17 protein-coding genes are annotated in these 13,462 nt (G+C 47.8%); all 17 read right to left on the bottom strand.

Annotation, left to right across the window (positions count from 1 at the left end):
* Nucleotides 1–5: 5 nt before the first annotated feature.
* On the bottom strand, nt 6–950 hold the full coding sequence (locus HPY27_RS29425; protein ID WP_017247006.1) for a sigma-70 family RNA polymerase sigma factor: 945 nt from the start codon (nt 948–950) through the stop codon (nt 6–8).
* 250 nt (nt 951–1,200) lie between these two features.
* Entirely contained in the window at nt 1,201–2,160 is a 960-nt protein-coding gene (locus HPY27_RS29420) for an ABC transporter ATP-binding protein (RefSeq protein ID WP_173624463.1), read from the bottom strand.
* 25 nt (nt 2,161–2,185) lie between these two features.
* Nucleotides 2,186–3,103, bottom strand: a complete 918-nt coding sequence (locus HPY27_RS29415; RefSeq protein ID WP_174226563.1) for a C40 family peptidase — start codon at nt 3,101–3,103, stop codon at nt 2,186–2,188.
* A gap of 1 nt (nt 3,104) precedes the next feature.
* A complete protein-coding gene (locus HPY27_RS29410) occupies nt 3,105–4,199 on the bottom strand; it encodes a dipeptide epimerase (RefSeq protein ID WP_106835731.1) in 1,095 nt (364 codons plus the stop codon).
* 148 nt (nt 4,200–4,347) lie between these two features.
* Nucleotides 4,348–6,006, bottom strand: coding sequence for a peptide ABC transporter substrate-binding protein (locus HPY27_RS29405; protein WP_173624464.1), 1,659 nt, complete (start codon nt 6,004–6,006; stop codon nt 4,348–4,350).
* Nucleotides 6,007–6,109: 103 nt separating this feature from the next.
* Nucleotides 6,110–7,135 carry an ABC transporter ATP-binding protein gene (locus HPY27_RS29400; protein WP_173624465.1) on the bottom strand — a complete coding sequence of 342 codons (1,026 nt, stop codon included), beginning with the start codon at nt 7,133–7,135 and terminating at the stop codon, nt 6,110–6,112.
* Between the two features lie 5 nt (nt 7,136–7,140).
* Entirely contained in the window at nt 7,141–8,028 is an 888-nt protein-coding gene (locus HPY27_RS29395; protein ID WP_371736826.1) for an ABC transporter permease, read from the bottom strand.
* A gap of 26 nt (nt 8,029–8,054) precedes the next feature.
* The gene (locus tag HPY27_RS29390) at nt 8,055–8,993 is read right to left on the bottom strand and encodes an ABC transporter permease (RefSeq protein WP_017246999.1); all 939 of its coding nucleotides are present in this window, start codon (nt 8,991–8,993) and stop codon (nt 8,055–8,057) included.
* A 163-nt stretch (nt 8,994–9,156) separates the two neighbouring features.
* Nucleotides 9,157–9,498: a DUF3870 domain-containing protein gene (locus HPY27_RS29385; protein WP_012683929.1), complete on the bottom strand. Its 342-nt coding sequence runs from the start codon at nt 9,496–9,498 to the stop codon at nt 9,157–9,159.
* A 137-nt stretch (nt 9,499–9,635) separates the two neighbouring features.
* A complete protein-coding gene (locus HPY27_RS29380; RefSeq protein ID WP_017246998.1) occupies nt 9,636–10,199 on the bottom strand; it encodes a hypothetical protein in 564 nt (187 codons plus the stop codon).
* A 55-nt stretch (nt 10,200–10,254) separates the two neighbouring features.
* Nucleotides 10,255–10,671, bottom strand: coding sequence for a hypothetical protein (locus HPY27_RS29375; RefSeq protein WP_069853008.1), 417 nt, complete (start codon nt 10,669–10,671; stop codon nt 10,255–10,257).
* Nucleotides 10,671–10,823, bottom strand: coding sequence for a hypothetical protein (locus HPY27_RS29370; protein WP_007725191.1), 153 nt, complete (start codon nt 10,821–10,823; stop codon nt 10,671–10,673). The genes HPY27_RS29375 and HPY27_RS29370 overlap by 1 nt, the downstream gene beginning before the upstream one ends.
* 3 nt (nt 10,824–10,826) lie before the next feature.
* Nucleotides 10,827–11,150: a hypothetical protein gene (locus tag HPY27_RS29365; RefSeq protein WP_232030497.1), complete on the bottom strand. Its 324-nt coding sequence runs from the start codon at nt 11,148–11,150 to the stop codon at nt 10,827–10,829.
* Between the two features lie 251 nt (nt 11,151–11,401).
* Nucleotides 11,402–11,605 (bottom strand): hypothetical protein, encoded by a 204-nt coding sequence (locus HPY27_RS29360; RefSeq protein ID WP_016738853.1) that lies wholly within the window; start codon nt 11,603–11,605, stop codon nt 11,402–11,404.
* Between the two features lie 29 nt (nt 11,606–11,634).
* Entirely contained in the window at nt 11,635–11,781 is a 147-nt protein-coding gene (locus HPY27_RS29355) for a hypothetical protein (protein ID WP_174226562.1), read from the bottom strand.
* 14 nt (nt 11,782–11,795) lie between these two features.
* Nucleotides 11,796–12,635, bottom strand: coding sequence for a hypothetical protein (locus tag HPY27_RS29350; protein ID WP_174226561.1), 840 nt, complete (start codon nt 12,633–12,635; stop codon nt 11,796–11,798).
* A complete protein-coding gene (locus HPY27_RS29345; protein WP_254613031.1) occupies nt 12,635–13,339 on the bottom strand; it encodes a hypothetical protein in 705 nt (234 codons plus the stop codon). Before HPY27_RS29345 ends, HPY27_RS29350 begins: the two co-directional genes overlap by 1 nt.
* Nucleotides 13,340–13,462 lie beyond the last annotated feature (123 nt).

Here is a 13,462-nt window from a genome sequence, read left to right as displayed (position 1 = left end):
CTATGTTAGGTTAAATAATCTTTTAATACGTGTGAAGCTTTTTGCGTTCGCAATCGGTCAATCGTCGTCGCTTCAATTTGGCGAATACGCTCGCGGGTAAGACCAAACATTTTCCCCACTTCCTCCAGCGTATACACTTGATCATCATAGAGACCATAACGCATAGAGATAATTTCTTGGGCGCGGGGACTAAGTCGCTCCAACGCTGCACGCATCTGCGAGCGAAGGTCTACCTTTTCAATCCAGTCGTCCAGAGAGGACAACCCATCATCCATGATTTCTGCGTAGCTCAAGCTCTCGTCTTCATGCCAAGCCTGCCATTTCTCACTATCCAGCTCAGCGTCGATGGATTCCATCTTCATCATTAAAGCCAGTTCGATGGCATCCACCTTTTCTAGTGGGATATCCAAGAGTACGGCAATCTCCTGCCGATCAGGCGTACGATTCAAAGCATGGACGAGATGTAGTACTTGCTTCTGATACTGGCGAATCTGCTCATGCATGTGGACAGGAATGCGAATCAAAGTTGCTTTGTCGTTGATGGCACGGGTGATCGCCTGAGAGATCCACCAGTGTGAGTAATGATAGAGACGCACGCCACGTCCCACATCAAATTTGTCAATCGCGGTAAACAAACCTATCGTGCCCTCCTGAATCAAATCCAGGAACGGCATCCCTCTTTTCAAATGGCGCAAAGCGGTACTAACTACGTATCGTAAATAGGCGCGCACAATCGTTTCACGTGCTTCAAGATCGCCATCCCTTTGATAGCGAATCAGGCAAGCAAGCTCTTCTTCTTTGTCCAACATGGGTGTTGCAGCGACGCTTTCCAAAAACAGTAGAGCAGAAGTGTCCGATCGAAGCGATCTAGGGACAACAATTCCCAACTGTGTCTCCACTTCCCGCCAGCGACGGGGAGTTGAATGGAACGAGGAGGTACTCAGAGTCATATGCAACCCTCACTTCTCTGGAATGAAGTTCACGATGAAGTAGGTGAGTCACGGAATGTTTTACTGTATCCGTATTTCGACAAAACCTGTTCGATTCCTGCCAGTTAACAGAATATTAACAGTTCTCCTCTCCGAATAGTTGATGTAAGCCCTTTCATAGGTTAAAGTTAAAAGTTTATGTAGAAAAAGCCATCCCCATTAATCAAGGATGGCAGAAAGACAATGTCGAATCTTCTGGCAAAATAGAAGACTATTGATACAAGTGACAGGCGACGAAGTGGTTGGTGTCTACTTCCTGCCAGATAGGCTTCTTTTCGGCGCATACTGCTTTGGCTACTGGACAACGTGTACGGAACACACAGCCGCTAGGTGGATTGATCGGGCTGGGAACGTCACCTTCGATAATGGTGCGCTCACGGCTTTTCTCCAAGTCGGGATCGGGGACAGGAATGGCCGACAACAACGCCTGCGTATAAGGGTGCTTCGGTGATTCGTAAAGAATTTCACTCGCAGTCATCTCGACCATATTACCCAAATACATGACGCCAATACGGTCACTGATGTGCTTGACCATCGCCAAATCATGCGCGATAAACAAATACGTCAGCTTTTGTTCCTGCTGCAATTTCTTCATTAAATTAACGACCTGTGCCTGAACCGAAACATCGAGTGCAGAAATCGGCTCATCGGCAATGATGAATGGTGGATTCACGGCAAGCGCACGGGCAATCCCAATCCGCTGTCGCTGACCACCACTGAACTCGTGCGGGAAACGGTTGGCATGCTCTTTCTGCAAACCAACCATCTCCAACAGCTCAATCACACGGTTCATCCGTTCCTTCCCTTTATATAGCCCGTTCAGATACAGGCCCTCCGATATGATTTCCGCAATGTTCATTCGGGGGTTCAGAGAAGCATACGGGTCCTGAAAAATCATTTGCATTTGGCGTGTCAGCTTACTCCGCACAGCAGATGATGCCTGATGGACGTTTTGCCCGTCAAAAATGACCTCACCTGTCGTCGGTTGATACAATCCGATGATTGTACGGCCTGTGGTCGATTTGCCGCAGCCAGATTCCCCTACCAGTCCAAACGTTTCCCCCTCGTATATATCGAAGGAAACATTGTCCGCTGCCGTAAGTGAGAGCCCTTTACCCAACGTAAAGGTTTTTGTCAGGTTCTTTACCTGGACCAGCTTCTTTCGTTCCATCTGGCCACTCCTCCCCGTTATCCGTTTACCAGTATCGTCTGGAGACGCAATGTTCCTTTTCGAGCTTGTAGCCATCCAGCTTGACGATCTCGATGGCACTTCGCGAATCCGGAGAATGAATCATTTCGCCATTGCCCATGTAAATGCCCACGTGATGGACTCTGCCTTTTCCTTCGTCATGGGCAAAAAACAACAAATCGCCTGGAAGCAAAGCTTCTTTTTCCACAAGCTGTCCGGCTTTTGCCTGATCAGATGCGTCACGCGGAATCTGGAGACCGACAGAACGGTGCATGTTGTACGCAAATCCTGAGCAGTCATACCCGTAAGAGGACATGCCGCCCCATAAATAATGCAGATTGAGGAATCGCTTACCCGCTTCTACGATTGCCTCTCCACGATTACCGGAAAGCTCGATGGGCTCGTTTGCTTTCACGATTTTGACGTCTGCTTTTGGCAAAAGTCCTGTGCCGTTCGGTGTCGCTACCGTTACCCAGTCCGCGGTTTCCTCGATCAGCGGTAGTTTGGTCAAGAAGGCAAGTTCCATGTCTGGCTTTTGATCAGGTGTATGTAGACGGGTAAACGCCGCCGTGACCATCACCAGCTTTTGGCCTTGCTGTACCTCGAAAGCATCTGACCACGGTGCTAGCTGGCGAGACGGCATCCAGCCCGGATAGCCTGTTGTGTTTTTGTTCGTAGTCTGATCAGGAATCAGAATTTGTGACCATTCCCCTTGCTCCTCGACTACCTCTACGCGCGTACCGTACAGCGCTTGGGTTTGAATCGCGTTTTGGTCGTAAAAACCAAGCTTCTCCTCCACAGTAAGGGAAGCGAGCCAGCTTCGTGCATCTACCGGGGATTGGAGTGCTACTTGGTCAATATCACGCGGCGACTCCGGCTTGGTCCACACAGTGGCAACAGAGACAGAAACAATGGCAGATTTCATCTTAGTTCTCCCCCTCCCACAGGCTGACGGAACGAATACCGAGCCCAGACTCTTCTGGCATGCGCATCACGCGGCCCTCGTACGTTACGCCACCCTCTATGCCATCATGCAAAAGCATCAACGGAGCATCGAAATCAAAGCGGGTGATGTTCTTCTTGCTGGCTGCAAAATGAGCTGCTGCTGATACAGCCAGACGTGATTCGATCATGCTGCCAACCATGCATGGAATACCGTACTCTTCAGCCAATTGGTTGATCAATTGTGCTTTGTAAATGCCGCCAGCTTTCATCAGCTTGATATTAATCATGTCAGCCGCACGGTTTTGCAAAACCTGCAGAGCCTGCGCTGGTGAAAACACACTCTCGTCAGCCATGATTGGCGTATCGACCGAATCTGTTACCCGCTTCAAGCCTTCCAGATCATGCGCTTTTACAGGCTGCTCAATGAGTTCGATGCCAAGACCCATGTCCTCCATTTTTCGAATGGATTGCACCGCTTCTTTTACATTCCATCCCTGGTTGGCATCAAGACGAATCTTCACCTGATTGCCCACGGATTTGCGAATTTCCTGGATGCGCAAAATGTCATCCTCGATATTGTCCTTGCCGACTTTGATTTTCAGTACGTTGAAGCCTTGCTTGAGATAGGCAGCCGCATCCTCGCCCATTTCTTTCGGGGAGTTCACGCTGACGGTATAGTCCGTCTCCAATTGGTCACGGTAGCCACCCAGGAATTGATACAACGGCATTCCTGCGCGCTGAGAAATGAGGTCGTACAATGCAATGTCTACTGCTGCCTTCGCACTCGTATTCCCTACCATGGATTGATGCAAGGTTTGGAAAACTCGTTCATAGGCAAGCAAATTCAAACCGATGAGCTGAGGTCTCATCGTGTTCATAATCGCCGACTCGATGCTCTCGATGCTGTCTCCGGTAATGACAACAGTAGCCGAAGCTTCGCCCCACCCGACCATACCGTTGTCGCAGGTGATTTTCACCAGAATCGATTCCAGGCTATGCACCGTACGCAAAGCCGTTTTAAAAGGCTTTTTCAAAGGAACAGATATTCGTTTTACTTCAATGGCTTGAATAATCATGTTTTCCTCCATCTTCTCCAGCACTTGTGCTTTCTTTCACTGTTTTTTCTAATAGACATACTAAATTATAGCACTATTAAAAATTCTAGCAAAAAAGGGGGGAGAGTCATTCCAGCCGCCTGAAATGACTTCTCCCAACTCACTCTTGTTACTTCACGACAGCTTTTCTCAGGTCTGTGTAGCTAAGTGAAGAGCTTTGTACCCCACTCACCTTGTCGCTTGAGAGCAAGGAAGTGTTGTAGAAATACAGCGGTGCGATTGGCGCTTCATCCAACAAGAGTTTTTCTGCATCATGCAGCAGCTTCAGACGTTTTGCATCGTCTGGCTCTTTGTATGCGTCTTGGATCAGCTTGTCGAATTGCGCATTGCTCCAACCCGTACGATTGCTTGCTGCCTTCGATTGGAAAATGTCGAGGAAGTTGATCGCATCACCGAAGTCAGGCAACCAGGAAGAACGAGCAATTTGATACTGCAATTGCTTTTGCATATCGGTCAAAACTTTTCCTTCTACTTTTTGCAGCTTCACATCTACGCCCAGCGTCTGCTTCCACATTTCTTGCGCGGCTTGTGCCGTTTTTTCGTTAGCCGTTCCGCTACGGTATGTGAGTGTAACTTCTGGTAGCTTTGTGTAGCCTTTTTCTTTCATTCCTAGTTCCAGGAGCTTCTTCGCTTCATCTGGGTTGAAGTTTACCAGTTCTCCGCCCACTTCACGGAATTGTCCTTCACCGTTGGCATCAGGCAAACCAAAAGATACGAAGCCTGTTCCCGGTTTTTGCTGACGCATCAGCACCAGGTCGACCAGTGTCTTACGGTCAATCGCCAAGCTAAAGGCTTTACGAATATTGGCGTTATCAAATGGCTCCTTCGTTACGTTAAAACGATAGAACTCTGTACCTGCTCCGTCACGCACGAATACTTTGCCTTCTTTGAACAATTGGTCCGCCATGTCTGCAGGAACGGTTGTTGTTCTATGCAGCTCTTCGTTCGTAAACATTTGATACTCGGTATTCTCGTCATCAATCATTTTCCAAACGGCACCAGGCAGCGTTACGTTGGCTGCATCCCAGTAGGTATCGCTCTTCATGATTTTCAGTTCACTGTCATGCGCCCACTCTGTCAGCTTGAATGGTCCGTTTCCGACAAAGCTTGCTGCTTCTGCTGCCCATTTCGGATCTTTTTCTACAGTTGCTTTGTGTACAGGGAAGAAAGCTGGGTTGGATGCCAACAGGAGCGTCCAAGAAGCTGGTTGAGCGAGCACAACCTCTAGTGTCTTGTCGTCCAGAGCTTTTACTTTTACGCCATCCGCCGGTCCTTTCCCGCTGTTATATGCCTCCGCACCCTCAATAATGTACGCGAGGGATGCTGCTGGAGATGCCAGGGCAGGATCAAGCATGCGTTTCCACGCGAATTCGAAGTCCTGAGCCTTTACCGGTTCACCATTGGACCATTTGTTGTCACGCAGGGTAAAGGTGTAGGTTTTTCCATCCACGGAGATTGTCCATTCGGAAGCGGCCGCTGGTTGAGGCTTTTGATTTTCGTCCAGGCGGGTCAAGCCTTCCATCAAGTTGTTCAAAATGTTATAGGACGGCTCATCGAAACCAATTGGCGGGTCCAATGACGTCGGTTCCTTGATATTATTCAGCAAGAGGAGCTTTGCCGCTTGATCGCCCGGCGTCGGAGCGTTTGGCTGAGCCGTGTTGCCTGGTGCAGGCTCACTCGGTGCAGCTGGTTGACCCGATGTACATCCAGCCATGAGCATGGACACACCCAGCGTAGCCGTCAGCAACAATGTTGATAGTTTTTTCACTGTTTCTTCCCCCTTATTTTTTTGTTTTTGTATGACGTAAAAGGATAGCGCCGTCAGACGACACCCTCTTTTACACGAATGCACTGCCCTCGACAGCCATGAATCAGGTCCCCGTAGGCGGTTGCATCGACGCCAGCAACTTCTTCGCCCGTGGGTCCTGCAACCAACAGGAAACCGCGTGTTTGCTATGGACATGGGTCTCCGCAGGCTGGTAATTCCGACATACTTCCAACGCGTAGTCGCAGCGCGCAGCGAATGCACAGCCTATTGGCGGACGAAACAAATCTGGAGGTGTTCCAGGTATGGGGCTCAACGGAATAGAGCGATCCGCATCCAAACGAGGCATCGACGCCAGCAAGCCTTTTGTGTATGGATGCTGAGGATTGTAAAAAATGTCGCGAACAGGACCGGACTCTACCACTTTTCCGGCATACATGACGTTGACCCGATCCGCAATCTTGGCGACGACTCCCAAATCATGCGTGATAATAATGATCGAGACTCCCGTCTTTTGCTGAATGCTTTTGAACAGCTCGATGATTTGCGCCTGAATCGTTACATCCAACGCTGTCGTAGGCTCATCCGCAATCAAAATGGACGGCTTACAGACAAGCGCAATCGCAATCATGATCCGTTGGCGCATCCCGCCACTGAACTGATGGAGGTATTGCTTGAGACGACTTTCTGGATTGGCGATCCCGACCAAGGTGAGAATTTCAATCGCTTGCCGCTTGGCTTCGCTTCTGGCGACCTTTTGATGGCGAACGATTCCTTCCATAATCTGTTCACCAATGGTGATGGTCGGGTTGAGTGAAGTCATCGCATCTTGAAAGATCATGGAGATTTCTTTCCCACGCAGCTCACGCATTTGCTTTTCCGGCAGCTTTGCCAGGTCTTGCCCTTTAAAATGAATACTTCCACCTGCGATTTTTCCGATATGCTCTGGGATCAGACGCATGATGCTCCTTGCAGTCACGCTTTTCCCACATCCGGATTCACCAACAATCGCCAGTGTCTCCCCTTTGTTCAAGGTAAAGTTCACGTCCCGAACCGCGTTTACTTCACCGCCATGCGTCTTGAATGTGACCCGAAGCCCACTGACTTCCAGCAGCTTTTCCGTTTTATCCATGTTGCCTACCTCCTTGACTTCGGATCGAACGCATCACGCAAGCCATCACCGAGCACATTGAACGCGAGCATCGTCAGCGAGATTAGGAAAGCAGGGAAAAAGAGCCGCCACCAATGACCGGACAAAATGGTGGGGAGTCCATCGTTCGCCATCACACCCCAGCTAGCCATTGGTGCCTGAATACCGAGACCGAGGAAGCTCAGAAACGCCTCTGAAAAAATCGCAGATGGAACAGATAACGTGACATAGACAATGATGATGCCAATTGTGTTAGGCAGCAGGTGCTTGCGAATGATATAGAACGGCTTTGCCCCCATTGTTTTTGCCGCCAGTACGTACTCCGAGTTTTTCATTTGCAGGACCTGACCACGCACAGTCCGGGCCATCCCGATCCAGCCTGTCGCACTTAATGCGATAATAATGGTTAAAAGTCCGGGTCCCATGACGACCATCAACAAAATCACAACCAATAAATAAGGAAGGCCGTACAAAATATCGACGAAGCGCATCATGATATTATCGATTCGCCCGCCCAAATATCCGGCAATTCCTCCATACAAGACACCAATGAAAAAATCGATAAGAGCTGCTGTCAAACCGACAAACAGGGAAATGCGAGCACCATACCAAACACGTGTGAAAACATCACGGCCAAAATCATCAGTACCAAACCAATTCGCTTCCGATGGCGGTTTGTTTTTCATAATAATCGACTGTTTGGCGTATTCATGACCAGAGATCATCGGTCCAATCGTAGCCATAACCCCAAGCAAGATAATAACTACCAATCCCATCAGGGCCAGCTTGTTTCCTCTCAGACGAAGCCAAGCTTCTTGCCAAAACGTCAGTTGAGGTCGCACAATCGCTTCCGCATTGAGGTTGTCTTTACGCATGGGGATAAATAAATCATCAGAAACGATCATCCTTCGCTCTCCTTTCGATGTAGCTTAATTCGTGGATCAATGATGCCGTACAGGACATCGACGACAAACATCAGGAAAATTAAAAGTGCGCTATAGAAGACTGTCGTTCCCATAATGACGGAATAGTCACGGTTATTAATACCAGCGACGAAGTATTTCCCCATCCCAGGAATCGCAAATATTTTTTCGATCACAAAGCTTCCCGTTAAAACGTTGGCAATCAATGCACCTAAAAGCGTGACGACAGGCAAAATTGCATTACGTAGCGCGTGCTTCAACACGATCGTCGCCGGAGACAGCCCTTTTGCACGAGCGGTTTCAATATATTCCTGGGTCAACACTTCCAGCATGTTAGTACGGGTCAAACGAGCGATAATCGCAATCGGACCAAATGCCAATGCAAGCGCTGGCATAATCACATGCTGCCAAGTACCCCATGTTGCGGTCGGCAACAGCTTCCATTCGACCGCCAAATATTTGATTAATAAGGAAGCGACAACAAAGCTGGGAACAGATATCCCGATAACAGCAATAATCATGGCAAGGTAATCAATGAGACGGTTATGTCGTAGCGCGGCGATCACACCAAGGGCGATACCAGTGACAATCGCAAAGACGACAGAAATCAGACCGAGTTGAAAAGAAACGGGGAATCCACGGGCGATCATTTTGTTGACCGTATCTGAGCTGTTGGCAATCGATGGCCCAAGGTCAAACTGCAATAGCTTTTGCAAGTACAGCCCGTATTGGACGAGTAGTGGCTTATCCAGGTTGTAGTAGGCATTGAGGTTCGCAGCAACCGCTTCGTTTAATGCCTTTCCTTCTTTTTCAAAAGGAGATCCTGGAACGGCATGCATCAGGAAAAAGGTGAGGGTAATGATGAGCCATAACGTCACGATCATGGAGATAAATCTGCGGAAGACAAAAGATAGCAAGGACTCTCCTCCTTTTCATCAAAAATCAGTAAAACCATGTTGGTGGCAGTGACTGAACTCTCGTAATAAGCAAAAAACCCAGCAAATGCACGCGATCATGGCATTTGCTGGGTTATACTTACGTGTATGCCGTGCATACGAATAAATAAAGCAGCGGGTGTATTCATTTGGTGACTGTGGCTTTATTTCTCGTGGAAACTGCTTGTTTGTACTTCTTTTGCGCGTCCTTGAACGCTGCGATCAATGTTTTTTGGGAAGATCCAAAATACCGAAAGCGAATCTCTTCACCAATTTCCTCCGACGCCATAATAGAATGACCGATAAAGATCGACCGAGCAAAGTCAGACGTCAGTTGAACCGTGGAGGAACAGGCCGCATCTACGATCTTGTCGTTGGAAGTATCGACAACCAATCCGATAAAAAAAGCACTGAATTGCTGTGTAATCGGATTGTTCGAAGAGGACTGTGCATCGCCTACGATATAAATGGTATCTTTATCAAACAAATCAATAACCCCACTTTTACTATGCTTAACGGACCGGCAAACGGGATGTTCGGAGAGCGACTTCCTCACAATCGCAAGCTGGGTAAGCACTTTCCTACATAGTACCAGAAGAATTTGCAATTTGTAAATAAGTCTGACTAATCTTTCAGTTCTTCTACAGATACGACTGGAAACGAATGTGGAGGCAGCATTGGCAGAAACGGTTGCTCGTCGATGTAGGCAACTACTACATGGGATGGACCGACCATTGTTTTCGGTGCGAGCTGCAGCTCCTCCCCCTGCTCAGTTACGACGGTAATCTGTAGCATGCCACCTCCCGGACGAGCTGGCCCTTCCGTTGCTCTCTCTGTCACGAGGGTTGTCCCATTATACTGTAGGCGTAATTGGAGGTCATGGCGCCACGAACGGAAATCCACATAATAGCGCGAGAAAGGAATGGGATCAGTGGTCACACTGTCTGCTTGAGGGACGAACATGGCTTGCTCACGACGGTATCCACCGTTCTCGTACATTCTTTCATCAAAACGTTCAAGAGCCTCGTCTTCGAGCAGATCAATCACACCCTCTGTTTTCAATACAGGATCAACAGCAAAGGTGGCGTGATGATTAGACAACTCCAGGAGTATCTTCACTTCTGTTTTTTTCTGCATGGCGATGTCTGCATCGACAATAAACATACCTACCAGCAAAAAGAACAGCATCGTAGAAATGGATAAGATGTTAATACCCGTAACGATAGCCTCCTAACGGGAGCTTTTACAGATCGTAGTCCATGATGTTAACTGTACCTATTCTTTGAACTTGCAAGGAATCAGCCGGCATTGGAATCCATGAGGTAAAGCGGGGGTATGGAATTGCCAGCTCCACAACAAATTCATCTTCATGGCTCCATAGGACGGGATCAAGTGAACGAGTACGAGTGACACTGACAGACAGGTCCTGATCTGACACGGAAAACTTTTTCTCCCTCAGCTCCCGAGTGATCAATGCCCGAACCTCTTGTTGCAAGTTGGCTTCACTCGTCCCCCCGTGGTTGCTGACGTATTTTGTAGCGGCCGCGCTCACTTCCAATAATTCGTTTCTGGCCTGAACAACCGTATGTACCTGTAAAAGTCCTAATGGAACGAGTAGCATAACCATAATGTTCAGAATCACAGCGATTAATTGACCCATTAGCCTGTACCAAAACGCGTGACTTCAGCGAGCAAATCACCGAAAAACTGCGTGCATGCCGAAAGGAGATTTTGCGGCCCGGTGAGAAGCAAGCCTACCGTCAAAGGCAAAACAATAGCCATTACAGCCAAAATGCTAATCATTTTATTCATGTACTACCACCCTGGATCAAAGTATTCGGACGGCCGGCTTCCCGTAAAGGAAAAGGATGTATCCCCCTCCACAAATTTGTGCAGCCATTGGGTCACTTTTGAAGGCTGGATGGTAACCGACAAGGTAATCGCCTCCTGCCGCTCTTTGCGAGCTCGCTCGCTCTCAGTTCGAGGCCAGCTCCCAGCAAACGCATCCTCTGTCACTTCCCAACCCAGTTCTTTCATTTTCAGAAGATAGTAATCTGCTAACGTCGGCTCCAAATACCCGATGTCCTGCATATCATCCAGTAAGTCAGCATAGATTCCACGGGCAATCGCCCTTTCCATTGCGTACAAGTGGTAAGCTCCCAATGCGGAAGTGACCAATAGAAGGACCAGTAGACAAATAAGAAAGACTTTTGCTTTCACCATCGTTTTAGAAACGCCAACTCCTCTTTAATGGAAGATGACCGTCGCTGCTCGATACACCCTTTCTTTTTGTGTCTGTTTAAGCTGCTCCTCTGGCTGGAGATTCCAAAGTACCGCGCACAAACTCCCTACCATAATCGAAATGATGAGAAGAACGTGGATGTGCAGCATCACTTTGACGATGTATAAGATGTGCCGTTTTGCATCCTGAAGTTGATGTTTTCATTTCGGGTATCGTAATTCAGCGATGTGATGGATTGGTTAATGCTCTCGGCAGAATCGTTTGCCGCCGGGCTTAACTCATTGCCATAGCTGCTGACACCGATCCCTAACACCATGACGCATGCTAAAAATATAAAAAACATTTTCGACATCTCGAATTTCCCCTTTTCTCTTACGTGATTTAAGGTATGGCTTTGTCGATCCACCCAACTGCTCGATCTCTCAGCCCGTCTTCTCTCACTACCAATGTGTTTATTTCGGACAAGCTAGAAACGATTATTCCTAAAGAGAAAACGATGCACATGATGATAGATAATAGCTTGGTCATGAGTTTTCTCCTCCTCAGATCAAATATTTATCCAGAATTTCTGTAAGCAGCTTGTACCAGGGAAACATGGCGACCAATAATCCCATGTAAAATGCCGGGTAGACAATAACCGTGTAGCCGATCCCCAAAGACTTTATCTTTTTTCGATGACGGAACATTCGTCGATGATCGACAGCCCACTCCATTCGTTGCATAGTTGCACTTACTTGTCCTTCGCTCAGCGTTTCAATTGTACGCATGCTCGATACGAGGATAATTCCGTCGTCGACGCCAATCTTGCGTTTAAAGCTCTCAAGTGCTTCTTTAGAGTCCCTGTTCCACTCAGATAAAGTAGGGATATACTCCTTTAGCTTTCTAGTCGGTCTTGCTGCCTTGACCATGGCATTGTAAATGGGCACCTGATTTTCTAGAAGAGTCACATAGCGATTGATAAATCTGGCGATATCTGTGCTCAGCATATCCTCCCTGTGATTTGCCCACATCTTCAAGCCCATGTACGGAAGCATGTAACTCCCTGCAGATGCCAGGCACATCGACAGAAGTGGAAATGATTCCATTCGACTCACGACGACCCACATAAGAATCAGGATGCAAACGGTACTTCCAGTCAACAATTGCAGAAACACCCACTCCGGTTTTCCCCATCCAAAAGGCCTTCCTGCTCGTGATAGTAACTGATCCCATTTGTCGTCTTCGTCAGGCTTGAGTGCCTGCTCCCACTTTCCCCACCACGCCCCGGAAACAAATAGCTTCGGCTTTTGCTTGTGAAACAAATACTTTCCGATCATAAACGTCGCACTAAAAACAAATAGAGCGCCTAACCCAAGGTAGGTATACATGACTAGCATTGGCATTAGCGATATCTCCTTCCCCAAATAAACGCCAACAGGATCGAAAAAGTCCACACAGTCGCCGCAATTGCTAATATGGCCTGTCCATCTGGCGTGTAGAAATAGAGACGATAGGAATCTTGAAGCAACCCCTGGTTGTAGGGGATCAAACAAATGCAAATCGCTATGACGATAAGCAGGCTGATCCAAATGGAGTATATTTCACTATCACGCTCATGCTTTTCATCTTGTTGTACAAACATCTCATTCGTTAACCGGTTTAAAGGTGATTGAATATCTTCTGTTTCTCCTTCTAAACCGCTGGAAATATACGTTGCAAAATCAAAAGCCCACGGATGGTCCAGTCTCTTCGCAAATTGTTCTACTGCCGCAACCGAGTTTCCCCCATCCGAAAGGCTATTGTTTAGCAGAAGGAGGTCAGGTAATAACTCTTTGGGGCATTCCTCTATCATTTCGCGAAAGGTAAGGACGATGTTTTTGCGACTGTTATAATAACGGGCAAACAACTCTACGAATCGACAGAAGGAGCTGATTTTTTTATTCATTTGTACGGTATAGCGTGCGTATAGAATCAGTGTTGGCAGCAAGAAGAATAAGAGAAAAAGCGACAAGGATACAATCATATTTCCTAACAAAATACCCGAGATGAATCCCGTTATCCCGCCAATCATGGATAGTAATAAGTACCCTTCTGGTGTACCTCCCACGATTTGACACCAACGCTCACAATGTTCATACATCATGCGCTGGGTTGAATGCCTTAAAAATTTCTCTCTCCATACCTCAACTGTACGCGGGAAGAATACGCGTGGACTTCTCCATCCCTTATA

The sequence above is a fragment of the Brevibacillus sp. HB1.1 genome, from assembly GCF_013332445.1.
Taxonomy (GTDB): Bacteria; Bacillota; Bacilli; order Brevibacillales; family Brevibacillaceae; genus Brevibacillus; species Brevibacillus porteri.
This window is presented reverse-complemented; position numbering and strand designations above follow the sequence as displayed.

What these genes read in the sequence shown, in the direction of transcription:
- HPY27_RS29375 (WP_069853008.1), bottom strand. Translation starts at nt 10,671, where the DNA reads ATGGGTCAATTAATCGCTGTGATTCTGAACATTATGGTTATGCTACTC.
- HPY27_RS29395 (WP_371736826.1), bottom strand. Translation starts at nt 8,028, where the DNA reads ATGCGTAAAGACAACCTCAATGCGGAAGCGATTGTGCGACCTCAACTG.
- HPY27_RS29360 (WP_016738853.1), bottom strand. Translation starts at nt 11,605, where the DNA reads ATGTCGAAAATGTTTTTTATATTTTTAGCATGCGTCATGGTGTTAGGG.
- HPY27_RS29415 (WP_174226563.1), bottom strand. Translation starts at nt 3,103, where the DNA reads ATGAAATCTGCCATTGTTTCTGTCTCTGTTGCCACTGTGTGGACCAAG.
- HPY27_RS29400 (WP_173624465.1), bottom strand. Translation starts at nt 7,135, where the DNA reads ATGGATAAAACGGAAAAGCTGCTGGAAGTCAGTGGGCTTCGGGTCACA.
- HPY27_RS29425 (WP_017247006.1), bottom strand. Translation starts at nt 950, where the DNA reads ATGACTCTGAGTACCTCCTCGTTCCATTCAACTCCCCGTCGCTGGCGG.
- HPY27_RS29355 (WP_174226562.1), bottom strand. Translation starts at nt 11,781, where the DNA reads ATGACCAAGCTATTATCTATCATCATGTGCATCGTTTTCTCTTTAGGA.
- HPY27_RS29420 (WP_173624463.1), bottom strand. Translation starts at nt 2,160, where the DNA reads ATGGAACGAAAGAAGCTGGTCCAGGTAAAGAACCTGACAAAAACCTTT.
- HPY27_RS29370 (WP_007725191.1), bottom strand. Translation starts at nt 10,823, where the DNA reads ATGAATAAAATGATTAGCATTTTGGCTGTAATGGCTATTGTTTTGCCT.
- HPY27_RS29365 (WP_232030497.1), bottom strand. Translation starts at nt 11,150, where the DNA reads ATGGAAAGGGCGATTGCCCGTGGAATCTATGCTGACTTACTGGATGAT.
- HPY27_RS29410 (WP_106835731.1), bottom strand. Translation starts at nt 4,199, where the DNA reads ATGATTATTCAAGCCATTGAAGTAAAACGAATATCTGTTCCTTTGAAA.
- HPY27_RS29380 (WP_017246998.1), bottom strand. Translation starts at nt 10,199, where the DNA reads ATGCTGTTCTTTTTGCTGGTAGGTATGTTTATTGTCGATGCAGACATC.
- HPY27_RS29350 (WP_174226561.1), bottom strand. Translation starts at nt 12,635, where the DNA reads ATGCCAATGCTAGTCATGTATACCTACCTTGGGTTAGGCGCTCTATTT.